General features: G+C 72.4%; 20 protein-coding genes, 1 pseudogene and 1 riboswitch. Of the genes and pseudogenes, 12 read left to right on the forward strand and 9 right to left on the reverse strand.

Features of this window, described 5'->3' with window-relative positions:
* Window positions 1-112: 112 nt before the first annotated feature.
* From ACSNN8_RS16225 to ACSNN8_RS16260, 8 genes are all read left to right on the forward strand, one after another.
* The gene (locus tag ACSNN8_RS16225) at window positions 113-856 is read left to right on the forward strand and encodes an ABC transporter ATP-binding protein (protein WP_436650736.1); all 744 of its coding nucleotides are present in this window, start codon (window positions 113-115) and stop codon (window positions 854-856) included.
* A gap of 3 nt (window positions 857-859) precedes the next feature.
* Window positions 860-3,004 carry an FtsX-like permease family protein gene (locus ACSNN8_RS16230; RefSeq protein WP_436650037.1) on the forward strand — a complete coding sequence of 715 codons (2,145 nt, stop codon included), beginning with the start codon at window positions 860-862 and terminating at the stop codon, window positions 3,002-3,004.
* Between the two features lie 16 nt (window positions 3,005-3,020).
* A complete protein-coding gene (locus ACSNN8_RS16235; RefSeq protein WP_436650038.1) occupies window positions 3,021-4,400 on the forward strand; it encodes a M14 family zinc carboxypeptidase in 1,380 nt (459 codons plus the stop codon).
* A 73-nt stretch (window positions 4,401-4,473) separates the two neighbouring features.
* Window positions 4,474-5,478, forward strand: coding sequence for an iron-siderophore ABC transporter substrate-binding protein (locus tag ACSNN8_RS16240; RefSeq protein ID WP_436650039.1), 1,005 nt, complete (start codon window positions 4,474-4,476; stop codon window positions 5,476-5,478).
* A gap of 6 nt (window positions 5,479-5,484) precedes the next feature.
* Complete coding sequence (locus tag ACSNN8_RS16245; RefSeq protein ID WP_436650040.1) at window positions 5,485-6,504, forward strand: FecCD family ABC transporter permease; 1,020 nt, start codon at window positions 5,485-5,487, stop codon at window positions 6,502-6,504.
* Window positions 6,501-7,532, forward strand: coding sequence for a FecCD family ABC transporter permease (locus ACSNN8_RS16250; protein ID WP_436650041.1), 1,032 nt, complete (start codon window positions 6,501-6,503; stop codon window positions 7,530-7,532). Before ACSNN8_RS16245 ends, ACSNN8_RS16250 begins: the two co-directional genes overlap by 4 nt.
* On the forward strand, window positions 7,529-8,332 hold the full coding sequence (locus ACSNN8_RS16255; protein WP_436650042.1) for an ABC transporter ATP-binding protein: 804 nt from the start codon (window positions 7,529-7,531) through the stop codon (window positions 8,330-8,332). Before ACSNN8_RS16250 ends, ACSNN8_RS16255 begins: the two co-directional genes overlap by 4 nt.
* A 29-nt stretch (window positions 8,333-8,361) precedes the next feature.
* Window positions 8,362-9,096: a DinB family protein gene (locus ACSNN8_RS16260; protein ID WP_436650043.1), complete on the forward strand. Its 735-nt coding sequence runs from the start codon at window positions 8,362-8,364 to the stop codon at window positions 9,094-9,096.
* Here ACSNN8_RS16260 and ACSNN8_RS16265 read toward each other — a convergent pair.
* The 3 genes from ACSNN8_RS16265 to ACSNN8_RS16275 form a co-directional block, all read right to left on the reverse strand.
* Window positions 9,082-9,381: a SelT/SelW/SelH family protein gene (locus ACSNN8_RS16265; RefSeq protein WP_436650044.1), complete on the reverse strand. Its 300-nt coding sequence runs from the start codon at window positions 9,379-9,381 to the stop codon at window positions 9,082-9,084. The genes ACSNN8_RS16260 and ACSNN8_RS16265 overlap by 15 nt on opposite strands.
* Before the next feature lie 14 nt (window positions 9,382-9,395).
* A complete protein-coding gene (locus ACSNN8_RS16270; protein WP_436650045.1) occupies window positions 9,396-11,339 on the reverse strand; it encodes a hypothetical protein in 1,944 nt (647 codons plus the stop codon).
* Window positions 11,340-11,409: 70 nt separating this feature from the next.
* Window positions 11,410-11,862 carry an Hsp20/alpha crystallin family protein gene (locus tag ACSNN8_RS16275; RefSeq protein WP_436650046.1) on the reverse strand — a complete coding sequence of 151 codons (453 nt, stop codon included), beginning with the start codon at window positions 11,860-11,862 and terminating at the stop codon, window positions 11,410-11,412.
* Between the two features lie 214 nt (window positions 11,863-12,076).
* Here ACSNN8_RS16275 and ACSNN8_RS16280 point away from each other — a divergent pair, with 214 nt between their 5' ends.
* Window positions 12,077-13,282 carry an MFS transporter gene (locus ACSNN8_RS16280; protein ID WP_436650047.1) on the forward strand — a complete coding sequence of 402 codons (1,206 nt, stop codon included), beginning with the start codon at window positions 12,077-12,079 and terminating at the stop codon, window positions 13,280-13,282.
* Window positions 13,283-13,968: 686 nt separating this feature from the next.
* On the opposite strand, the pseudogene ACSNN8_RS16285 reads toward ACSNN8_RS16280, so the two are convergent.
* Both ACSNN8_RS16285 and ACSNN8_RS16290 read right to left on the reverse strand, forming a co-directional pair.
* Window positions 13,969-14,685 (reverse strand): annotated as a pseudogene (locus ACSNN8_RS16285) (IS5 family transposase).
* A 130-nt stretch (window positions 14,686-14,815) separates the two neighbouring features.
* Entirely contained in the window at window positions 14,816-15,358 is a 543-nt protein-coding gene (locus ACSNN8_RS16290) for a class I SAM-dependent methyltransferase (RefSeq protein ID WP_436650048.1), read from the reverse strand.
* A gap of 127 nt (window positions 15,359-15,485) precedes the next feature.
* On the opposite strand from ACSNN8_RS16290, the gene ACSNN8_RS16295 reads away from it, so the two are divergent.
* Window positions 15,486-16,082 carry a TetR/AcrR family transcriptional regulator gene (locus tag ACSNN8_RS16295; protein WP_436650049.1) on the forward strand — a complete coding sequence of 199 codons (597 nt, stop codon included), beginning with the start codon at window positions 15,486-15,488 and terminating at the stop codon, window positions 16,080-16,082.
* A complete protein-coding gene (locus tag ACSNN8_RS16300; RefSeq protein ID WP_436650050.1) occupies window positions 16,045-17,058 on the forward strand; it encodes a zinc-dependent alcohol dehydrogenase in 1,014 nt (337 codons plus the stop codon). Before ACSNN8_RS16295 ends, ACSNN8_RS16300 begins: the two co-directional genes overlap by 38 nt.
* Before the next feature lie 22 nt (window positions 17,059-17,080).
* On the opposite strand, the gene ACSNN8_RS16305 is transcribed toward ACSNN8_RS16300, so the two are convergent.
* The 3 genes from ACSNN8_RS16305 to ACSNN8_RS16315 all read right to left on the reverse strand — a co-directional run bounded on the left by ACSNN8_RS16305 (window position 17,081) and on the right by ACSNN8_RS16315 (window position 19,066).
* The gene (locus tag ACSNN8_RS16305) at window positions 17,081-18,058 is read right to left on the reverse strand and encodes an IS481 family transposase (protein WP_436650051.1); all 978 of its coding nucleotides are present in this window, start codon (window positions 18,056-18,058) and stop codon (window positions 17,081-17,083) included.
* Window positions 18,059-18,124: 66 nt separating this feature from the next.
* The gene (locus ACSNN8_RS16310; protein WP_436650052.1) at window positions 18,125-18,469 is read right to left on the reverse strand and encodes a hypothetical protein; all 345 of its coding nucleotides are present in this window, start codon (window positions 18,467-18,469) and stop codon (window positions 18,125-18,127) included.
* A 24-nt stretch (window positions 18,470-18,493) separates the two neighbouring features.
* Entirely contained in the window at window positions 18,494-19,066 is a 573-nt protein-coding gene (locus ACSNN8_RS16315; protein WP_436650053.1) for a transglycosylase family protein, read from the reverse strand.
* A 1-nt stretch (window position 19,067) separates the two neighbouring features.
* Window positions 19,068-19,210: riboswitch (cyclic di-AMP (ydaO/yuaA leader) on the reverse strand.
* Window positions 19,211-19,376: 166 nt separating this feature from the next.
* Here ACSNN8_RS16315 and ACSNN8_RS16320 point away from each other — a divergent pair.
* The gene (locus ACSNN8_RS16320) at window positions 19,377-20,615 is read left to right on the forward strand and encodes a saccharopine dehydrogenase family protein (RefSeq protein ID WP_436650054.1); all 1,239 of its coding nucleotides are present in this window, start codon (window positions 19,377-19,379) and stop codon (window positions 20,613-20,615) included.
* A gap of 6 nt (window positions 20,616-20,621) precedes the next feature.
* Here the strand turns inward: ACSNN8_RS16320 and ACSNN8_RS16325 are convergent, their stop codons facing one another.
* Complete coding sequence (locus ACSNN8_RS16325; RefSeq protein WP_436650055.1) at window positions 20,622-21,260, reverse strand: TetR/AcrR family transcriptional regulator; 639 nt, start codon at window positions 21,258-21,260, stop codon at window positions 20,622-20,624.
* Window positions 21,261-21,262 lie beyond the last annotated feature (2 nt).

Raw genomic sequence — 21,262 nt, forward strand, 5'->3', positions numbered from 1 at the left:
CAGGCTGTACCCCGAAGACGCCCGCTGGCTTCATCGATCTTGACCGCTGCCGAAAATAGCGTTTCCGGTGTCAGGCAAACCGCACACCGAGAGGCGCGAAGAGATGAACGACATGGTCGCGGTCCGGGTGGAGGGCCTCACCCGGACGTACGCCTCCGACGGGCAGCCGGTCACGGCGCTCGCCGGGGTGGACGCCGCCTTCGCCCGCGGCACGTTCACCGCGGTGATGGGCCCGTCCGGTTCCGGCAAGAGCACGCTGCTGCAGACCGCCGCCGGGCTCGACCGGCCCAGCTCGGGCAAGGTGTGGGTCGGCGACGTCGAGCTGTCGGAGCTGTCCGAGACCCGGCTCACCGAGCTGCGGCGCGACCGCATCGGCTTCGTCTTCCAGGCGTTCAACCTGATCGGCGCGCTCACCGTCGAGGAGAACATCCTGCTGCCCTCGAGACTGTCCGGCGAGCGGCCCGACCGGCAGTGGCTGGCCGCGGTGGTCGAGCGGGTCGGGCTGACCGACCGGCTGCGGCGCCGCCCGGCCCAGCTCTCCGGCGGCCAGCAGCAGCGCGTGGCCATCGCGCGGGCCCTGGCCGTACGCCCCGAGGTCGTCTTCGCCGACGAGCCGACCGGCGCGCTGGACACCGAGACCGCCGCCGAGGTGCTCGGGCTGCTGCGCTCGACGGTCGACGAGTTCGGCCAGACCGTGGTGATGGTGACCCACGACCCGGTGGCGGCGTCGTACGCCGACCGCGTGCTCGTGCTCGCCGACGGCCGCATCGTCCGCGACCTGCCGCAGCTGGGCGCGGAGAGGATCGCGGAGGTGCTCGCCTCGCTGGGGCGGCGCCGCGTGACGGTGGGGGGCTGAACCGTGCTGAAGCTCGCCCTGCGCATGCTGCGCCAGCGCCCCGGCACCGCGATCGCCACGCTGGTGGCCCTCGCCGCCGGCGTGATGATCCTGTCGACGCTGGCCGTCTTCGTCGAGTCCGGCCTGCGGTTCCGGCCCGAGCCCCGGCAGTACGCGGCCGCCGACGTGGTCGTCGCCCACCGGTACATCACCGTCTCGACCAAGGAGTTCGACGGCGAGGTCACCTCCTCGAAGGTGCCGCTGCCCGAGGGCACGGTCCCGCCCGCGCTCGCCGGCCGGATCCGTTCGCTCCCCGGCGTGACCGACGTGCGCGCCACGCCGCAGGCCATCGCCATCAAGACCGCCGACCAGGCGGCGATCCAGGAAATCGACCGGCTCGCTCGGGAGGCGGGCGTCGAGGCGTACGCCGGGAAGGAACGCGGCTGGGCCGAGGCGTCCGCGTCGATCGAGGCCCAGAGCCTGCTGCTGCAGGCGGGCAGCGCGTTCGGCGGGTACGTCGTCCTGCTGATCGTCTTCGTGGTGGCCGGCACGGTCGGGCTGTCGGTGCGGCACCGCCGCCGCGACCTGGCCCTGCTGCGCGCCGTGGCCGCCACCCCGCGCCAGGTGCGCCGCCTGGTCGTCGCCGAGGCCGCGGTCGTGAGCCTCGCCTCGGCCGCCCTCGGCATCCCGGCCGGGCTGTGGTCCACCGCCTGGGTGCACGACGAGTTGATCGCCCGCGGCTTCCTGCCCGCCGGGTTCCCGGTCGCCGCCCCCGGCCTGGCCGCCGTGTTCGCCACCGCCACCACGCTGCTGATCGCCGTGCTCGCGGCCTTGATCGCCGCCCGCCGCATTGCGCGCATCCGTCCCGCCGAGGCGCTCGGCGAGGTGGCCGTCGAGCCCGCCCGCGGCGGCCGCATCCGGCTCGCCTCCGGCCTGGTCACGCTGGCCGCCGCGGGCACGTCGATCTTCTTCGCCGCCGCGCTGGCCGGCACCGCGGCGCTGGCCGCGGCGCTCGGCATGCTGTACCTGTTCGTGCTGGCCGTGGCGCTGCTCGGGCCATGGATCAACGGCTACGCCGCTCGTCTGCTCGCGCCGGTCCTGCGCACGGTCTGGGGTGTCCCGGGCGAGCTGGCGGTCGCCAACCTCAGGGCCAACGCCCGAGGCATGGCCGCCGTGCTGACCGCGCTCGTGCTGTCGGTCGGGTTCGGCGGCTCGGTGTGGTTCCTGCAGGACAACCTGCAGCGGCAGACCGTCACGCAGAGCCGCGACGGCATGCTGGCCGACCGGGTGCTGACCGCGCCGGCCGGCGACGTCACCGAGCAGGTGCGCCGGATCCCCGGGGTCGAGGCGGTGACGCCGGTGCGGCACACCTCCGTGGTGGTGCGCACCTTCGACGGCGCCGAGCCGGCCGTGGCCCGGGCGGTCGACCCGGCCGGGCTCCAGTCCACGATGGATCTGAAGGTGCGGGACGGCAGCCTGGCCGACCTGGCCGACGGGACCGTCGCGGTCTCGGCCCTGCAGGCGTCGTCCTCGAGCTGGAAGGTCGGCGACCGGGCCGACCTCTGGCTCGCCGACGGCACGCCGGTGCGGCCGCGGGTGGTCGCCGTCTACGAGCGCGGCCTCGGCTTCGGCGACGTGGTGCTGCCGCAGCGGGGCGGCGCCTTCGACGAGATCCTGGTGCGCACCGACGGGACCGCCGACCGGCAGCTCGCGGCGCTCGGAACGGTGCGCACCGCGGACCAGCTCAGCGGCGAGCTGGGCCGCGACCTGGCGATCAGCGCCTGGCTCAACAAGCTGCTGATCACGGTGATGGTGGGCTACGCGGCGCTCGCGGCCGGCAACACGATGGTGATGGCGGCGCTGGCCCGCAGCCGGGAGCTGGCGCTGCTGCGGCTGGCCGGCGTGACCCGCCGCCAGGTGCGCCGGATGGTCAACGCCGAGCAGGTGGGGCTGCTCGGGGCGGCGCTCACGGTCGGGATGGTGATCGCCGGGATGACGCTGGTGGCGGTGGTGCACGCGCTGACCGGCACGCTGGTGCCCTACGTCCCGCCGCTGGGCTGGGTGGTCGTGCTGGGCGGCGCCACGGCGCTGGCGCTGGTCACGACGATCCTGCCGGTGAGCAGGCTGCTGCGGGTCCCACCGGTCCGCGCGGCCGGCACCAAGGAATAGCGAGGAAGATGGCCGGGTGGACAACCTTCCCGCCTGGCTGCTCGCCGAGATCGACACCGTGCCGGCGTACGAGGCCTTCGCCGGGGTCGACGAACTGCACGCCGGGCTCCGGCGGATCGCGGACCGTCACCCCGGCGTCGCGTCGTTGCGCCGGTGCGGCAGCTCCCGGCAGGGCAACCCGCTCTGGTGCCTGACCATCGAGCCGGGCGTGCCCGACGCGCCCGAGGCCCTCGCGTTCGGGCTGCCGCACCCCAACGAGCCGATCGGCGGGCTCACCGCGCTGCACCTGGCCGAGCGCCTCTGCGCCGACCGGGAGCTGCGCGAACGTCTCGGCCACCGGTGGCGGATCGTGGACTGCGTCGACCCGGACGGGCTGCGGCTCAACGAGGGCTGGCTGCGCGGCCCGTTCACCCGCGCGCACTACGCGCAGCACTTCTACCGGCCGGCCGGGCGCGACCAGGTCGAGTGGACGTTCCCGGTGAACCACGGCGACGCGTACTTCGACGAGCCGATCCCCGAGACGCAGGCGCTGATGCGGCTGATCGACGCGCACCGGCCCGCGCTGATCGCGTCGCTGCACAACAGCGAGCTCGGCGGCGCGTACTACTGGCTCAGCCGCGCCGAGCCCGCGCTGCACCCGATCCTCCAGGCGGTGCCCGAGCACCTGGGCATCCCGCTCGACCGCGGCGAGCCCGAGGCGCCCGACCTGGTGCTGCTCGACGACGCGATCTACGAGGCCACGCCGCTGGCCACCGTCTACGAGCAGACGATGGCCCGCCAGGAGCCGTGGCAGTTCGAGGGCGGCAGCACCACCTGGTACGCCGGTCAGTGGGGCTCGCTGATGCTGGTCAGCGAACTGCCGTACTGGCTGGACACGCGTGCCGCGGACACGTCGCCGGCCGGAATCGGCTACGCCGAGGCGCTGGCCTCGAACGCTGTGGCGCTCACCGACCTGGCCGAGCTGCTCTCCCGTACGCTCGCCTCGGTCGGCACCCACCTGCTGGCGCCGGCCTCGCCCTACTGGCGGGCGGCCCGCTTCTACGCCACCTTCCTCGAGCGGACCGGACCGGCGCGGCTGGCCCGCAGCAAGGACCCCGCCTCGGACCGTCCGGCCACAGTGGCCGAGGCGAACTCGCTGGCCCTCAACGTGCACGAGTACCGGCTGCGCTACGGCGGCATCCTGCTGCGCGCGCTGCGGGGCGAGGCCGGCGTGGGCAACGTGCGCGGCGCCGTGCGGACCGCACTGGCCGAGGTGGAGCAGCGGTACGCCGAGTGGCTCGCCGAGGACGCGCGGGTGGCCGAACTGGAACCGATCGAGATCCGTCGCCTGGTCGGCGTGCAGTACGCGGCGACGATCGCGGCCGCCGCTCATCTGGCTGGACGTCTGCAATTGTGACCTGCCCGGCTCGGGCTTGCGGATATCGTGTTTGCCGTTAGGTTAGGCTCACCTTCCCGATCATGGAGCCTTGATGCGACTCTCGTTTGCCCGGCGGTTGCTGCCGGTCGCGATTTTGGGCGCCGCCGTGGCGCTCGCCGGCTGCTCGACGACCGGCACCGAGGACGACAACGCCGCGAGTGACGCGCCGTCGTCGGCCGCCGCCCAGTTCCCGGTCACCATCCCGACCGCGTTCGGCGACGTGACCGTCGGCAAGCAGCCCGAGCGCGTGGTCGCGCTGGGCTGGAGCGACGCCGACGTCGCGCTCTCGCTGGGCGTGCAGCCCGTTGGGGCGGCCGACTGGCTGGCCTTCGGCGGCGAGGGGCAGGGCCCGTGGAACGCGGGCAAGTACACGACCAAGCCCGAGATCCTGGGCACCCTCGAGCTCGACATGGAGAAGGTGGCGGCGCTCAAGCCCGACCTGATCCTCGACACCCGTTCCAGCGGCGAGAAGGCCCGCTACGACTCGCTGAGCAAGCTCGGCGTGCCCGTGGTCGGCGTGCCCAAGGGTGGCGAGATGTACCTGACCACGTGGGAGCAGCAGCTCGACATGGTCGGCAAGGCGCTCGGCAAGCAGGCCGAGGCCGCCGAGCTCAAGAGCGACCTCGACGCGAAGTTCGCCGCGGCCGCTCAGGCGAACCCGAAGTTCAAGGACGCGACCGTCGCGGCGGTCGCCCGCACCGGCGACGGCTGGGGCGCGTACGTCACCGGCGACGGCCGGGTCGACTTCCTCACCAAGCTGGGCTTCAAGAACGCGCCGGCGGTCGAGGCGCTCAAGAAGGACTCGTTCTACGTCATGCTCTCCAACGAGCAGCTCGACCTGGCGAACGCCGACCTGACCGTCGTGTTCCTCATCCAGGCGAAGATCGACCAGGTCAAGAACGACAAGCTGTTCCAGGCGGTGCCGTCGGTCAAGGCCGGTCACGTGGCCTACATGGACGATCCGGACGTCTCGAACGCGTTCTCGAGCGCGTCGGTCGCCGGCCTGTCCTACGCCGTGGACAAGGTCACCCCGCAGCTGGCCGCCGCTCTCGGCTGACCGCAGGTGCCGGACACCCGTCACCGCAGGGCCGCCGTGCTCACCACCGGACTGGTGGTGATCGCGGCGGCCCTTGCCGGAGCTGCCCTGCTGAGCCTCGCCGTCGGCGCGAGGCCCGTGCCGTTCGGGACGGTGCTGCACGCGCTGGCCGACCCCGACCCGAACTCCACCCTGGACCTGATCGTCACCGAGTCGCGCGTGCCCCGCACGATCGTCGGCCTGCTCGCCGGTGCGGCGTTCGGCCTGGCCGGCGCGGTGATCCAGGGCGTCACCCGCAACCCGCTCGCCGACCCCGGCATCCTCGGCGTCAACGCCGGCGCCGGGCTGTTCATCGTCATCGCGATCAGCTTCTTCGGCATCAGCGGCCTCACCGGGTACGTCTGGTTCGGCTTCCTCGGCGCCGCGGTGACCTCGGTCCTGGTCTACACCGTCGGGTCCATCGGCCGCGGCGGCGCGACCCCGGTCAAGCTGGCGCTGGCGGGCGCGGCGGTCACGGCGGCGCTCACGTCGTTCACCACGGCCGTGCTGATCACCGACGTGGACGCGTACGACCAGTTCCGCTTCTGGCAGGTCGGCTCGCTGGCCGGGCGGGGCACCGACATCGCCGTGCAGGCGTTGCCGTTCCTGGTGGCCGGCGCGCTGCTGGCGCTCTGGTCGGCGCGCGCGCTCAACGCGCTGGCCCTCGGCGACGACGTGGCCACCTCGTTCGGCCAGAACGTGATCGTCGCCCGGCTCGTCGCGGCCGGCGCGGTGGTGCTGCTCTGCGGCACGGCCACCTCGATGGCCGGCCCGCTGGTCTTCATCGGCCTGCTGATCCCGCACATCGCCCGCGCGATCACCGGGCCCGACCACCGCTGGCTGCTGCCGTACTCGATGCTGCTGGCCCCGCTCCTGCTGCTGCTCGCCGACGTGGTCGGCCGGGTCGTGGCCCGCCCCGGCGAGGTGCAGGTCGGCATCGTCACCGCCATCCTGGGCGCCCCGATCTTCGTGGCCATGGCGCGGCGCGAGAAGCTGGCCGAGCTGTGAGCGCGGGGATCGTCGCGCGGACCCGCCGGCGCGAGTCGGCGCGCGCCCGGCTGGTGACGCTCGTGCTGGCGGTCGCCGCGGTCGCGATGTTCGCGCTCACCCTGTCCTACGGCGACTTCCAGATCTCGCTGCCCGACGTGGTGCGGTCACTGCTGGGCCTGCCCACGCCCGCGGGCGTCGAATACGTCATGCACGACCTGCGCCTGCCGCGGGCCTCGGTCGCGGCGCTGGCCGGGTTCGCGTTCGGGCTGGCCGGCGCGATCTTCCAGCAGCTCCTGCGCAATCCGCTGGCCAGCCCCGACGTGATCGGTGTCAGCCAGGGCGCGACCACCGTCGGGGTGGTCGCCGTGCTGGTCCTGCACCTCGAGGGCGGCGTGGTCGCAGCGGCCGGCCTGGCCGGCGCGGTGGTCACCGCCCTGGTGATCTACGCGCTGTCCTGGCGCAAGGGCGTGGGCGGCTACCGCTTCATCCTGGTCGGCATCGGGATCGGCACGGTGCTGACCAGCGTCACCTCGTACGTTCTCACCCGCTCGGACGTCAAGATCGCGGCGGAGGCGATGATCTGGCTGACCGGAAGCGTCAACGGGCGCACCTGGCCGCAGATCGTCCCGCTCGCCGTCGCGCTGCTGATCCTGGCGCCGCTCGCGCTGGTCCTCGGTCGCACGCTCACGGGCATGCAGCTCGGCGACGACCTGGCCACGGCCTTCGGCGTACGGGTCCAGGCCAGCCGCTTCGCGCTGCTGATCACCGCCGTCTGCCTGACCGGCATGGCCACCTCGGCGGCCGGTCCGATCGCCTTCGTCGCGTTCATGTCGGGGCCGATCGCCGCGCGTCTGGTCGGCGGCGGACGACCCGTGCTCGTCCAGGCCGCCCTGGTCGGGGCCGCGCTGGTGCTCGTCTCGGACTTCATCGGGACCCACCTGCTCGGCTCGCGCCAGTTCCCGGTCGGCGTCGTCACCGGCGTGATCGGCGCCCCCTACCTGCTGTGGCTGCTCGCCACCGCCAACCGCACCGGCCGAGGAGGATGACCGTGCCCCTGGATCTGCAGGCCGATCGGCTGTCGCTGGGATACGGCGAACGGACGGTCGTCCGCGACCTCACCATGGACGTGCCGACCGGCAAGGTCACCATCATCGTCGGCCCGAACGCGTGCGGGAAGTCGACCTTCCTGCGCGGCCTGGCCCGGCTGCTGCCGGCCGCGTCGGGCGCCGTGCTGCTCGACGGCAAGTCCATCCACGCGACGCCCAGCCGCGAGGTCGCGAAGCACCTCGGCATCCTGCCGCAGGGGCCGGTCGCGCCGGACGGCATCACGGTCGCCGACCTGGTCAGCCGCGGCCGGCACGTGCACCAGGGCTGGTTCCGCCGCTGGAGCAGCGAGGACGACGAGGCGGTCACCGCGGCGCTCACCGCGACCGGCACGCTGCCGCTCGCGGACCGGCCGGTCGACGAGCTCTCCGGCGGCCAGCGGCAGCGGGTGTGGATCGCGATGGCGCTGGCCCAGCGCACCGGCATCCTGCTGCTGGACGAGCCGACGACGTACCTCGACATCGGCCACCAGGTCGAGGTGCTCGACCTGCTGACCGACCTCAACGAGGCCGAGGGCGCCACCGTCGTGATCGTGCTGCACGAGCTCAACCTGGCGTTCCGCTACGCCGACCACCTCGTGGTGATGAAGGACGGCGCGGTGGTGACCGCGGGGCGGCCCGGCCGGGTGCTCACCGAGGAGATCGTCGAGGACGTCTTCGGCATGCGCTGCCGGCTCGTCGACGACCCGATCTCGGACACGCCGATGATCGTGCCGATCGGCCGGCACCGAACCGGACGCTGATCGTCCGGAACACGGTCTAGCGTGCTCGCATGGCCACCTTCGAGCACCAGAACCTGAGCGGATCCCGGTTCCGCGACGTCGACCTGCGCCGGTCGGTGTTCCGCGACACCGACTTCTTCGGCTCGGTCATGCGCGGCGTCTACCTGGGCGACGTCGACATCGACGGCGAGATCTCGAACCTGGTGATCAATGGCGTCGACGTGGTGCCGCTGATCAACGCGGAGCTCGACCGCCGCGATCCCGACCGGCCCAGGATGAATCCCGCCGACCCGGCCGGGTTCCGCGAGGCGTGGGACATCGTCGAGCGCCGGTGGGCGGCCACGGTCGAGCGGGCCCGCGAGCTGCCGCCGGAGAAGCTGCACGAGTCGGTGGACGAGGAGTGGTCGTTCATCGAGACGCTGCGCCACCTGGCGTTCGCCACCGACGCGTGGGTGCGGCGCGCGATCCTCGGCGACCCGTCCCCGTGGCACCCGCTCGACCTGCCGTGGGACGGACTTCCGGACACTCCCGGCATCCCGCACGACCGCACGGTCCGGCCCACCCTGGACGAGGTGCTGGCGCTGCGGCACGACCGGATGGCGACGGTGCGCCGCGTCGTCGACGAGCTCACCGACGAGCAGCTGGCCGCGAACACGAAGCCCGTCGAGGGTGACAGCTGGCCGCCTCCGCGGAGCTTTCCCGTACGGAAATGTCTGTTGACCGTCCTCAACGAGGAGTGGCAGCACCGGTTGTACGCCGAGCGCGACCTCTCACGTCTCGGGTGACGTCCCGGCACGGTCGGTGTGGCCGAGCGAGCGGCCGGGCGCGACGCGGTCACGCACCAGCCGCTTGAGCTCGGGCAGCTCGGGGAAGCCGCCGGCCGCCTTGCGCGACCAGAGCAGCTCCTCGTCGAGCCGGATCTCGAACACCCCGCCGACGCCCGGCACCAGCGCCACCTCGCCCAGCTCCTTCTGGAACGTGGTGAGCAACTCCTGAGCGGTCCACGCGGCGCGCAGCAGCCAGCGGCACTGCGTGCAGTACTCGATCTCCAGGCGGGGCTGTCTCGTCACGACGTCGAGTATGCCTACCGGGAGAACGTGAAGTACTTGTAGTTGCCGTAGGTGGTCGTGTTGACCGTGTCACCGGACTTGCCGTACAGGTACGCGGACCGGACGCGGTACCTGACGCCGATGGTGTGCGTGCCCGTGAGGATGTTCTCCGAGACGCCGTTCTGCAGGACGGAGTAGGAGGCCCGCCAGGTCTGCCACTTGCTGCCGTTGAAGAAGTCGATGGTCAGGTACGGCTTCCGGCCCGGGTACTGCGGCATGTGGGTGAAGAACGACGGGTCCACCGACGAGCGGATGACGTGGTACGTCACCCCGCCGACCACGGCGGTGCCGTAGTGCTTGTCGATCGCGACCCACACGTTGACCTTGGTGGACACCGTCGACTTGGCGGCGCGCGCCGCGGTGAACGCGTCACCCCGGAAGATCGCCGAGAACGTGGTGTTGCGGGTCAGCTTGTACGACGCGGTCAGCACGCCCTTGCTGTTCACCGCGGCCCTGCGGACGAGCTTGCTGGGCTGGTCGGAGCCGAACGGGTCGGCCCAGATCTCGACCGTACGGCTGGAGTGGGTCGCGCCGAGCTTGGCGGTGAGGGTGACCGTCGACCCGTACGCGAAGACGCCGCCGTTGCGGTCGAGCGAGAGCGTCGTGGTCCCGGCCGTTCCCACGGCGAACGACTTGGTGACCGTGGCCGGCGAGAAGTCGTCGTTGCCGGCGAACGCGACCGTGTAGGTCACCGTGCCGCCCTTCGCCGGCTTGTCGCTGATCGTGAACCTGCCGCCGGCGGGCACGGTCGTGGGGCCGACGCGGCGGCTGCCGGCCGCGTCCTTGCGGGTGATCACCACGGGCAGGCCGGCCGGGACCGGGCTCGCGAAGACGCCCGTGATCGTCGCCGTCGCGCCGAGGGCGAGCTTGGCGGGCACGCTGAGCGCGACGGTCGTGGTGGTCCGGGACGGGTCGCCGAAGATCTGCAGCGCGAACTTCTCGGGTGTGCCCGCGACGGTCTCGTCCGAGACGCCGAACAGCCGCGGGCCACCGGGCTCCCAGGCGAGGCCGCCCGGCAGCAGCGTGCCGGCGTTCCTCAGGTCGTACTGCCTGGTCGCGGCGGCCTTGCCCGGCGTGAACAGCGAGACGGCCTTGGCCGCCGTGCCGGGCCGCCCGACCGCCACCGTGCCGTCCGCCCGCACGGCCACGGCGTTGCCGTCCGGGCCGGCGGTGTAGTTCTCGATCGTGCTCAGGTCGGCGGGCTTCACGGCGCGGGCGGGGCTCCCGAGCCCGGCCGTGACCAGCCGGCTCCCGTCGGCGGTGAACGCCAGGTCCTGCGGGCGGTCGGCGCCGAGCTGCCTGGTGACCACTTTGGTCGGTGGGGTCGTCGAGACGTCCACGACCGTGAAGGTCGCGGGCTTGACCGAGGTGTCGGTGGCGACCAGGAGGTTGCCGGAGGCGGCGAACGCCGGACCGGTCGAGAACGAGACGTCCACGACGCCCGGCCGCAGGGTGGGCTCGTCGCCGCTGCGGTCGAGGCGGCCCAGCTTGCCGTTGCCCGCGCCGAACCAGATGCCGCCGCCCGCCTGGGCGACCGCGAGCGGCCGTTCGGCGCCGCCCGCGGGGTACGTCTCGAGCCTGCCGCCGTTCTCGCTGAAGGCGACGATCGCGTTCAGGCCGGGCACGGCGGCGTAGACGTCGCCGTCGTCGGCGAGCGCCAGCCCCGCGATGCCCGGCAGCTTGTCGACCGTGTTCGTCACCTTGCCGGCGTAGTCGGTGGTGACCAGCTTGCCGCCGGACGGGTCGCTGATGAAGATCCGCTTGCTGGCGCCGTTGACGACGATGTCGCCGAACGAGGCGATCGGCAGACCGGTCACCAGGTCGGCGGCGCGCGCGGGCCCGGGGGAGCTCAGGATGAACGCGGCCGAGCCCGCGACGAGGGTGGCCGACAGCGCGGTGCGGATCATCCGATGCGACACGACGCGCATCGTATGGGGGCGGGCGGCGGATGCTGATCATCCGAACGGACCGCGCCCGCCGCCCCACCTGTCACACGTCCGCCGTCTGGCCCTCCAGCACGCGGTCGCTCTGCTCGTCCGCGGTGGTGATGGCGATGCGGCGCGGCTTGGCCGCCTCGGCGACCGGGATGGTCAGCGTCAGCACGCCGTCCTTCCAGGTGGCGGAGATGTGCTCGAGGTCGAGCCCGTCGCCGAGGGTGAGCCGGCGCTCGAACGTGCCGGTCGCCCGCTCACGGCGCAGCCACTGCACCTCTTCGCCGCGCGGGGAGCGCTCGGCGCGGATGGTCAGCACGCGGCCGTCGACACCCACGTCGACCGAGCCCGGGTCGATGCCCGCGAGGTCGCAGTGCAGCACGAAGTGGTCGCCGGAGCGGTAGAGGTCCATCGGCATCGCGATCGGGGCGACGCCGCCGCTGCTGGTGGCGCCGAGCATCTGGCCCGCCAGGCGGTCGAACTCACGGAAAGGATCGAAAGTCAGCACCACGGGATCCACCTCCCACTAGACAGCCCGCCGGCGAGTCCGGCGGCGCACGTGGCGCTCGGCTCAGATCAACTCTGCCGAGGTCGCGCGGCTCGTCCCGAGGTGGTTCATCACCGCGGTGAGCAGCAGCGACAAGTCATTTTTTAGCACTCGCCAGCCGAGACTGCCAAGTGGTTCCGGCGAAATTCTGTCGTACGCGGCCGGTAGCGTCCCGAGCATGAACCGCACCCGTGCATCGGTCGCTCTGGCGGCGCTGTCGCTGGGTGCCTTCCTCTACGTCACCATCGAGACGCTGCCCATCGGGCTGCTCGCCGCGATGGCCGGCGACCTGGGCGTCACGCAGTCGTCGGTCGGGCTGCTCGTCACGGCGTACGGCTTCGTCGTCGTGGTCTGCACGGTGCCGCTCACCCGGCTCACCGCCGCGTGGCCCCGCCGTCGTCTGCTGGGCGTGCTGCTCGCCGTCGTCGCCGTGTCGACCGCCCTGTCCGCGCTGGCGATGAACTATCCGTCGCTGCTGGCCGCCCGGGTCGCCATCGCGCTGAGCCAGTCGGTCTTCTGGGCCGTCGTCACCCCCGCCGCGGCGGGCCTGTTCCCGCCGCGGCTGCGGGGCCGCGCGCTGTCCGTGGTGTTCGCCGGCAGCTCCGCCGCGCCGCTGGTCGGCGTCCCGCTGGGCACCTGGCTGGGCCAGCGGTTCGGCTGGCGACTGCCCTTCCTCGCGCTGGCCGTGGTCGCCGTGGTCGTGCTGGTCGTCGTGCTCGCGCTGCTGCCCGAGACCCCGCGCGGCGAGAGCTCCGCCGACCGCGGCAGCGCCCCCGACGCCGGCCGTTACCGCGTGCTGGTCGCCGGCATCGCGCTGACCATGGCGGGCGCCTTCGCCGCGTTCACCTACGTCGACCCCTTCCTCACCGAGGTGAGCGGCTTCGACGCGTCCGCGCTCGGCCCGATCCTGCTGCTGCGCGGCGCCGCGGGCCTGCTCGGCGTCCTGGTCGCGGGGCTGGTCGCCGCCCGCTGGGGCTGGCAGAGCTTCCTCGTGACGGCCGTCCTGCAGGCCGTGACGCTGGCCGCCCAGTTCGCCTTCGGCACCGACCAGCTGACCGCCGTCGTCACCACCGCCGTGGCGGGCTTCGCCCTGTCCACCTTCACCTCCGTGAGCGGCGTCCGCGTCCTCGAGGTGGCCCCCGCCAGCACCGACATGGCCGCCGCCGGCACCTCCACCGCCTTCAACGTCGGCATCACCGGCGGCGCCCTGCTCGGCAGCTCCCTGCTCACCTCCGCCGGGCCCCGCTCCACCGCCCTGGCCGGCGCCGCCCTCACCGTCGTGGCCGCCTTCGTCATCCTGGCCGAGCCCCGCCTGGCCACCGCCCGCCGCCGTCCGGCTCCCGTCCCCGCCTTGACCCCTTCCGGCGGCCACGACGCGGCTTAGCGGGGCTTCGTGACGGTCCTCATCCCGCGCCGGTTCCGCCGGTTGCATCGGGCAGGTCGGTCGTCCGCCGTGGCTGCCTCCGGCCGCTCGGCGGGCGGGCTGGTCTCCGCCTTCTGCAGGTGGTGCAGGTGCAGGCAACGCCACGACGGCGTAGCGGGCTGACCAGAGGTGAGAGCACCGACAACGGGCCGGCCCTGACCGCTGACCGCCAACTGAAGCCCGGCGCTCGGACTGTGCCGGGAGCAATCCAGCGCCGCACCCTGAGCCGGTATCGCCACACCACCGGCAGCACCCTTTCCGCGTGCTTCAGCGGCGTGCTGGTAAGCCCGCATGACGGCGGAGTCGGCGCTGATAGCTCACCCGGCCGGCTGACCATCGTCACGGACTCGGCGTGGGCGAGGATCCGTTCCGAAGCGCCGTCGTCGGTCCACCTGCGCAACGATTCATGCCAGGTCCTGCCACGGCCCCCGATCCGTGCCTGCAACAGAATTCAGTGACTACCCGTCGGTGATCACGCCACCGGCGTTCCTGGTTACGTGTAGCGACATGGCGCGATGGTTGCGGTTGCTGCCTCGTCCCCTTGCCCGGCGCGTTCTCGTACCTGCCCCGCCAGTCCAGTTACGACAAGCGCCCAAGGGCTGTCGCGCTTGGGTTGTGGGGGATACGCCCAGGCCGTGTCCTGCCGATCACCGAAGCCAAATCAGGGCGGCGATGAGCAGCAGTTTGAGCGGTAGAGGGCGGCGCGTTCGGCGTAGCGGGTGGCGAGGGCTCGCCACTGCTTCAACCGGTTGATGCAGCGTTCCACGACGTTTCGCCGCCGTAGAGCTCGCCGTCGAAGGCCGGTGGTCGTCCGCCGTGGCTGCCTTTGGCGACTCGGCGGGCGACTTGGTCGCTGCGTTCCGGAATGGTGCAGGCAACACCACGACGGCGTAGTCCGCGGCGGGTCGGGTCGTGGGCATAGGCCTTGTCCGCGATCAGGTGCTCAGACCGCCCCGGGAGCGGCCCAGCGCCTCACCGTCCTGCGCCGGTATCGCGATACCGCCGGCAGATCCCCCTTTTTTACGCGCTCCAGCGGCGTGCTGGTGGGCATGCACGACGCTGGAGTCCACGCTGACGATCCATTCCACCGGCTGAGCATCGTCATGAACCTGTGCAGGGGCGAGGATCCGTTCCCAGGTGCCATCATCGGTCCACCGGCGTAACCGTTCATGGCAGGTCTTCCACGGCCCGTACCGCTCCGGTAGGTCCCGCCACGGCGCCCCGGTCCGCGCCTGCCACAAGATCCGGTTGATGACCTGACGGTGATCACGCCACCGCCCGTGGCGGCGGCCCGGTTGCGGCAGCAACGGCTCGATCTCCGCCCACGCCTTATCCGTCAGCTCACCGCGCCCAACCCCAGACATATCAATCAGAACTGATCACGGCCTAGGACGGCGCGAGCCCGTCGGGACTTGACGGCGTAGCTACCGCTGCTGCGGCAGGCGGTCCCGGTGATCGCCGCCGACACCGAGCCGGCTGTCGGCGTGCGCCTGGTCACTGGGCCTGCGCGGTCAAGCGGGCGATCACCGGGAAAGGCCACCGCGTGAAGCGGACCGCCTCGCGGCGGACCTGGGCGAACTGTGTCTCGGCGGCGCGTTCGGCCCGGCGCAGGGACCAGCGGACGTCGTAGATCCGCAGGAGGCCGCCGGGGCGGAGGACGCGGCGCAGGTCGCGGATGCCGGCGTCCACCCGCGACCAGTGGTGCTGGCTCAGCGACGAGACGATCAGGTCGAAGGTCGCGTCGGGGTAGGGGAGCGCGGCCACATCGCCGACGGTGTAGGTGACCCGGCCGGACGGGTCCCGGCCGCGGGCGTACTCGATCATCTGCGGGGACAGGTCGACGCCGTCGAGGGTCCACGACGGTTCGGCCTCGGCGAGCGCCCGCGGGATGCGGCCGGGGCCCGTGCCGGCGTCGAGCACTCTCGCGCCGGCGGGCAGGCCGAGGGCGCGGGTGTCGGCGACCACGTGGTCGTAGAGTCGCCGGCCCAGGCGGAGGGCGTGACGGTCGTACTGCTCGGCATGGGTGAACGTGTGCATGATCCGCTCCCGGACTGAGTGTTCGCTTCCGAACATCGTGTTCGGTTACGGTGGGAGGGGTCAACGCGCGGATTCGCCGCGCTGTCCCGAACCGCACACATGCGGCCAAGTGGCCGGAAGGACGGACATGGCAGCGGAGGACCGGCGCGTACGGCGTACGCGGGCCGCTCTTCAACAAGCATTGGTGAGCCTGGTCGTGGAGCGCGGCTACGACCGCGTCACCGTGCGGGACGTGCTCGATCGGGCCGACGTCGGCCGGTCGACGTTCTATGCGCACTACCGCGACAAGGACGCGCTCTTCGCCTCCTGCTTCGAGGACCTGCGCACCGGCCTCGAGCGCGAGCTGGCCGCGCTGGCCGATGAGCGGTCCGGCGACCCGGTCCGGGCCCTCGGCGTGGTGTTCGAGCACGCCCACCGGCACGCGGACGTCTATCGCGCGGTCGGCACGAGCCACCTCCATACGATGCTGTTCGAGGTGATGCGCGACCACCTGTGCACCCACGACGAGCTGCAGCTGCCGGTCGAGGTGGCGGCCGAGTACCACGCGAGCGCGCTGGTCGGCATCCTCGGATGGTGGGTGCGGGCCGGCTTCCCGCACGGGCCGGGGGAGATGGCGCGCATGATCCGCCGGCTCACCGTCGGCGGCATCACGGCCACGTGGCGGGAGGAGGCGGCAGACTGGTCGCATGCGCGCATTCGTGATCACCGGGCCGGGGCGGTCTGAGGTCGTCGAGGTCGAACCGCCGGTGGCGGGCGCCGGCGAAGTGGTCGTCGACGTCGAGCGGGCCGGTGTCTGCGGCACGGACATGGAGTTCCTCACCGGTGACATGGCCTACCTGGCGACCGGCGACGCCACGTACCCGGTCCGCATCGGCCATGAGTGGAGCGGCGTGGTTTCCTCGGTCGGCGCCGGGGTCGACGCATCGTGGCTGGGCAAGCGGGTCACCGGCGACACCATGCTCGGGTGCGGCCACTGCGCGCGGTGCACCAGCGGCGGCCAGCATCTCTGCGCCGACCGGTACGAGATCGGCATCCGGCACGGCTGGCCCGGCGCGCTGGCCGAGCGCCTCCCGGTGCCGGCGAAGGCGCTGTTCGAGCTGCCCGACGCGGTCGACGCCACGCTCGGCGCGCTCGTTGAGCCGGGCGGCAACGCGCTTCGCGCCGTCCGCGCCGCCGACCCCGCGCCGGGCCGGACGGTGCTGGTCACCGGTCCGGGCACGATCGGCCTGCTGGCGGCCATGTTCGCCCGCGCCCGCGGCGCCGACGTGCACCTGCTCGGCGCGACCACCGAGTCGCTCGACTTCGCCCGCTCGCTCGGCTTCGCGAACGCCTGGACCCGCGAGGAGCTGCCGGCGGTGCCGTTCGACGCGATCATCGACGCCAGCAACGCGCCGTCGCTGCCCTCGTTCGCGGTGGAGCGCGTCGAGCCCGGCGGCCGGGTCGTCTGCATCGGCATCGCCGGCGAGCCGTCCCTCGTGGACACGCGCCAGGCCGTCCTCAAGGACCTCACCGTCGTGGGCGTGCTGAGCGCGTCCGGCGGGCTGGCCGAGACCATCGAGACGTACGCCTCGGGCGCCGTCGACCCGCGGCCGCTGGTCGGCGAGACGGTGGGCCTCGACGAGGCCGCCGACGTGCTCGCCGGCCGCCGGCGTGGGGCTGCACCGAAGGTCCACATCGACCCCCGGGGCGTGAGCCGCTAGGTGTGCATCTGCCAGAGTCGGTTTACACCTGGGTCTGACTCTTTTGCTTAAGTCGTTCGTAGGGTGTCTGGCCGTCCAGGGCGCCGTGTGGGCGGTGGTAGTTGTAGTAATCCTCCCATTCGCGCAGCTTGTCGTTGAAGACGCCGGTGTCGTCGATGACGACGCCTTCGAGCATGCGGTAGAACTCTTCGGCGTCGATGCGGTGGGACCGTTCGACCTTGCCGTTGAGGTGCGGCGATGCGGGTTTGATGTAGGTGTGGGCGATGCCTTGGTCGAGCACGTGCCAGTGGAACTGGGTCTGGAACTCGGCACCGTTGTCGGTCTGGATGACCTCCACCCGAAACGGCAGGCGTTGCAGCACGTAGTCGAGGAACTGGATGGCGGTCTTCTGATCGCATCGCGGGTAGATGCGCAGCACGCGCAGCCGGGTGCAGTCGTCGATCGCGGTGAACTGGTAGTACCTGGCACGGCGGCGTTGCTTGGGTAGCCGGCCTGATACCGGCGCTGTGCCGGCCGCGGGGTCGGCGGGCAGGCCGATCGGCTCGATGAACTTGACGTCGATCTGGAGCCGGTTGCCGGGAAGTGGTTTCTCGTAACGTTTCCAGCGTTTCTCGCGGCTGGTGTAGCGCTGCGAGGCGGGCAGCCGGTTGAGGCCGAGGCGGACCAGGATGTTGTAGATCGCCGAGCTGGTGATCGTGATGTCGTGGTATCGCTTGAGATACATCTGGATCTTCACCGGGCCGAAGTGATAGTTCTGCCGCAGGTAGACGATCTTGTTGACGATGTCGGCATGCGTCGCGGTCGGGCAGTGGTGCGGGGCGCTCGAGCGATCGCGCAGGCCGGTGAGGCCTTCGTCCTGGTAGCGGCGCAGCCATTTGTAGTAGGTCGGCCGGCTGATGCCGTAGTAGCGGCAGGTGCGGGCGACGTTGCCGGTGACTTCTTCAACGTGCCGCAGAACCGCCAGGCGATGCTGTGCCTGACGGTCCAGCTTCTGGTCCATCGACGGGGGCATAAGTCTCCAACGATCGGAGACCCGAAGTGTTAACAACCTCTGGCAGTTTTAGAGCTAGGCCAGGTGGCCGCGCAACGTCGCCGCCTCGGCCTCCAGCCGCTGCGCGTGCTCGGCACGGCCGAGCGCCCGGTAGTCGGCGGCCGCCTGCTCCCGCTCGTCCGCCTCGGCGCGGACGATGCGGGCCACGTCGTCCTCGGTGAGCACCCGGCGGGCCACCTCGGTCGCGCCCGCGCCGACGGGCGCCTCCTCGATCGCGAGTCCCCGTCCGCCGTCGGCCGGCGCCACCGCCTCGGCGTTGTCGATGGCGGCGAGCGTCGCCCGCAGGGCCGAGACCGCGGCCCGGTCCCCGGCCTTCATGGCCGCCGGCAGTGCCGTGCGCAGCCTCTCCCGCAGAGTCATGCGCGAGACGCTAGCCGATCCGCCTCAGTCCGACGACCTGGTTTGCACCGGGCCCGACAGCGCGAGCCGCTGCCCCGGATAGATGCGGTCCGGATCGGACAGCACGCCGGCGTTGAGGCGGTGCAGCGTACGCCAGCCGCCCGCCACCCCGGTCTGCGCCGCGATAGTCGCCAGCGTCTCCCCGGCGCGGACGACGTGATAGCGCGCCGAGCTGCCGGCGCTGACGGTCCGGTACTGCTTGGCCGACCCGGCGCGCCGGCCGCAGGAGGGCCAGGCGCCCAGCCCCTGGCCGCGCCGGACGCGCTCGGCGACGAGGATCTGTTCGTCGCGGCTGGCCTGGTCGGCGGTGCCGGCGAACCGCGAACCGCCGTACGCCCGCCAGGTGCTGCGGCTGAACTGCAGGCCGCCGTAGTAGCCGTTGCCCGTGTTGATGCTCCAGTTGCCGCCCGACTCGCAGTGCGCGATGGCGTCCCAGTTGACGTCGGAGGCGGGCGACGGCGCCGCGGCGGCCGGTGTGACGACCGGTGCGGCCAGTGCGGTGAGGCCCGCCGCGGCCAGAACCAGCGCGACGCGGGCAGGATTGCAGACTCGTGCCATGACAGGTTGCCCTCCACGCCTGCGAGGTGAGCTGTCGGGTTCGGGCTGAGGTGCCCGGCCGCGTACGTGCGGCTTCACCCCGAGGCGCGCGGGCGCGCCGAGGAACGTGGGTCCCCCGCTCCATGCCGTGGGTGTGAGTCCCGCCGGGCGGCGGCAGGATTAGGCGTTCCGCCCGCGGGGTCCGCGCTCTTCGCGGACAGGGCCGGCGGGGCCTCGAGGAGCCCGGCACCGGCCGATTCGTACGGGATCAATGGGTCTGAGACTAGCTGTGGCGAGCGGTTTATGAGGCGCTGATGCAAAATCCACAACCATGAGCGACCGCGTCCGCGAGCACGATATCGTCGTCTACGGGGCCACCGGGTTCGTCGGCGTCATCACCGCGCGCTACCTCGCCGAGCACGCGCCGGCGGGCACGCGCGTGGCCCTGGCCGGCCGTTCCGGGCAGCGGCTGGCCGACGTCCGGGGGCAGCTCGGCGTCGACTGGCCGACCGTCGTGGCCGACGCCGCCGACGGCGAGGCGCTGTCCCGGCTGGCTGCCTCGGCCCGGGTCGTGATCACCACCGTCGGTCCCTACCTGCGGTACGGCAAGCAGCTGGCGCGCGCGTGCGCCGAGGCGGGCACCGACTACGTCGACCTGACCGGCGAGGTGGTGTTCGCCCGCGAGAGCATCGACGGCAACCACGAGATCGCACGCCGCACGGGCGCCCGCATCGTGCACTCCTGCGGGTTCGACTCCGTTCCGTCCGACCTCGGCGTCCACGTCCTCGCTCAGCGGGTCGCGGCCGACGGCGCCGGCGAGCTCACCGACACCACCATGGTCGTGACCAGCCTGCGCGGCGGCGTCAGCGGGGGCACGGTCGACACGTTGCGCACCCAGCTGGACGTGGTGCGCGACGATCGCCGGCTGCGGCGGATCGCCGCCGGGCCGTACTCGCTGAGCCCCGACCGCGCCGCCGAACCCGACCTGGGCCGCCAGGGCGACGTGGCCACCGTCCGGGGCGCCGACGTCCATCCCCGCCTGCGCGGCACCCTCGCGCCGTTCTTCATGGCCTCCTACAACACCCGCGTGGTGCGCCGCAGCAACGCCCTGCGCGACTGGCGGTACGGCCGCCGCTTCCGCTACCGCGAGCTGATGAGCGTCGGCGCGTCCCCGCTCTCGCCGCTGCTCGCCAACGGCGTGCGGCTGGGCCTCGGCGCGCTGGTCGCGGGCATGATGCTGCCGCCGACGCGGTTCGTGCTCGACCGCGTGCTGCCCAAGCCGGGCAGCGGGCCGGACGAGCGGGTCCAGCGCGACGGCCACTTCACGTGCGACTTCTTCACCACCACGACGACCGGCGCGCGCTACACGGCCCGCTTCCGGGCGAACGGCGATCCCGGCTACGCGGCCACGGCGGTCATGCTCGCGGAGTCGGCGCTTGCCCTGGTGTACGACCGGGAGGCGCTCCCACCCTCGGACGGCGGTGTGCTGACCCCGGCCACCGCCCTCGGCGACGCGCTGGTCACCCGGCTGCGCGCCGCCGGCATGGAGATCACGGCCGCGCCGGCGTAGGGACCGTCAGAGCGACGTGGCGCTGCCGACCAGGGCCAGGGCGATGCCGGTCAGGTGCTCGGCGAGCTGGTCGGGGTCGCCGGGCATGTCCTGCGAGATCCAGTGGATGATCACTTCGCTGAGGCCCGCCACGAGGGCGAGCAGCGTCCGGTCGTACGCCAGCCGGTCCTTGGGCTCTCCGGTCGCGCGCCGCAGCACCTTCGCCACGAACTGGGCGTCCTCGCGCAGCACCCCGCGGCGGCGGGTCTCCATGCGCGGCGCGTTCACGTAGATCACGCGGGCGCTCTCGGGGTGGCTGCGCAGCATGCCGACCAGCGCGTGAAGCGCCGGGCCGAACACCTCGGCCAGGTTCGCCGGCTGCTCCGGCACGGCCGCCGCGATGCCGCTCAGCAGCCACTCGTTCTGTTCGCGGTTGACCTTCAGCAGCAGATCGGCCCGATCGTCGAAATGCTCGTAGAAGTACCTTTTGGACACCTTCGCGGCGGCGCACACGTCGGCCACCGTGACGTCCTCGTAGTCGCGCGTGCCGAACAGGTGCACCGCGGCCGCCACGATCCGGTCGCGCCGCTCGCTGGACCGCTGCTGGCGAGAGCGCCCGGCGTAGGTCTCACCCCGCCGAGGCGCCACCGTGGTTCGTTCCTCCACGA

This window comes from Actinoplanes sp. URMC 104 (genome assembly GCF_051386375.1).
Lineage (GTDB): Bacteria > Actinomycetota > Actinomycetes > Mycobacteriales > Micromonosporaceae > Actinoplanes.

What these genes read in the sequence shown, in the direction of transcription:
- ACSNN8_RS16320 (WP_436650054.1), top strand. Translation starts at nt 19,377, where the DNA reads ATGAGCGACCGCGTCCGCGAGCACGATATCGTCGTCTACGGGGCCACC.
- ACSNN8_RS16295 (WP_436650049.1), top strand. Translation starts at nt 15,486, where the DNA reads ATGGCAGCGGAGGACCGGCGCGTACGGCGTACGCGGGCCGCTCTTCAA.
- ACSNN8_RS16280 (WP_436650047.1), top strand. Translation starts at nt 12,077, where the DNA reads ATGAACCGCACCCGTGCATCGGTCGCTCTGGCGGCGCTGTCGCTGGGT.
- ACSNN8_RS16310 (WP_436650052.1), bottom strand. Translation starts at nt 18,469, where the DNA reads ATGACTCTGCGGGAGAGGCTGCGCACGGCACTGCCGGCGGCCATGAAG.
- ACSNN8_RS16290 (WP_436650048.1), bottom strand. Translation starts at nt 15,358, where the DNA reads ATGCACACGTTCACCCATGCCGAGCAGTACGACCGTCACGCCCTCCGC.
- ACSNN8_RS16240 (WP_436650039.1), top strand. Translation starts at nt 4,474, where the DNA reads ATGCGACTCTCGTTTGCCCGGCGGTTGCTGCCGGTCGCGATTTTGGGC.
- ACSNN8_RS16255 (WP_436650042.1), top strand. Translation starts at nt 7,529, where the DNA reads ATGACCGTGCCCCTGGATCTGCAGGCCGATCGGCTGTCGCTGGGATAC.
- ACSNN8_RS16225 (WP_436650736.1), top strand. Translation starts at nt 113, where the DNA reads ATGGTCGCGGTCCGGGTGGAGGGCCTCACCCGGACGTACGCCTCCGAC.
- ACSNN8_RS16300 (WP_436650050.1), top strand. Translation starts at nt 16,045, where the DNA reads ATGCGCGCATTCGTGATCACCGGGCCGGGGCGGTCTGAGGTCGTCGAG.
- ACSNN8_RS16315 (WP_436650053.1), bottom strand. Translation starts at nt 19,066, where the DNA reads ATGGCACGAGTCTGCAATCCTGCCCGCGTCGCGCTGGTTCTGGCCGCG.
- ACSNN8_RS16305 (WP_436650051.1), bottom strand. Translation starts at nt 18,058, where the DNA reads ATGGACCAGAAGCTGGACCGTCAGGCACAGCATCGCCTGGCGGTTCTG.
- ACSNN8_RS16260 (WP_436650043.1), top strand. Translation starts at nt 8,362, where the DNA reads ATGGCCACCTTCGAGCACCAGAACCTGAGCGGATCCCGGTTCCGCGAC.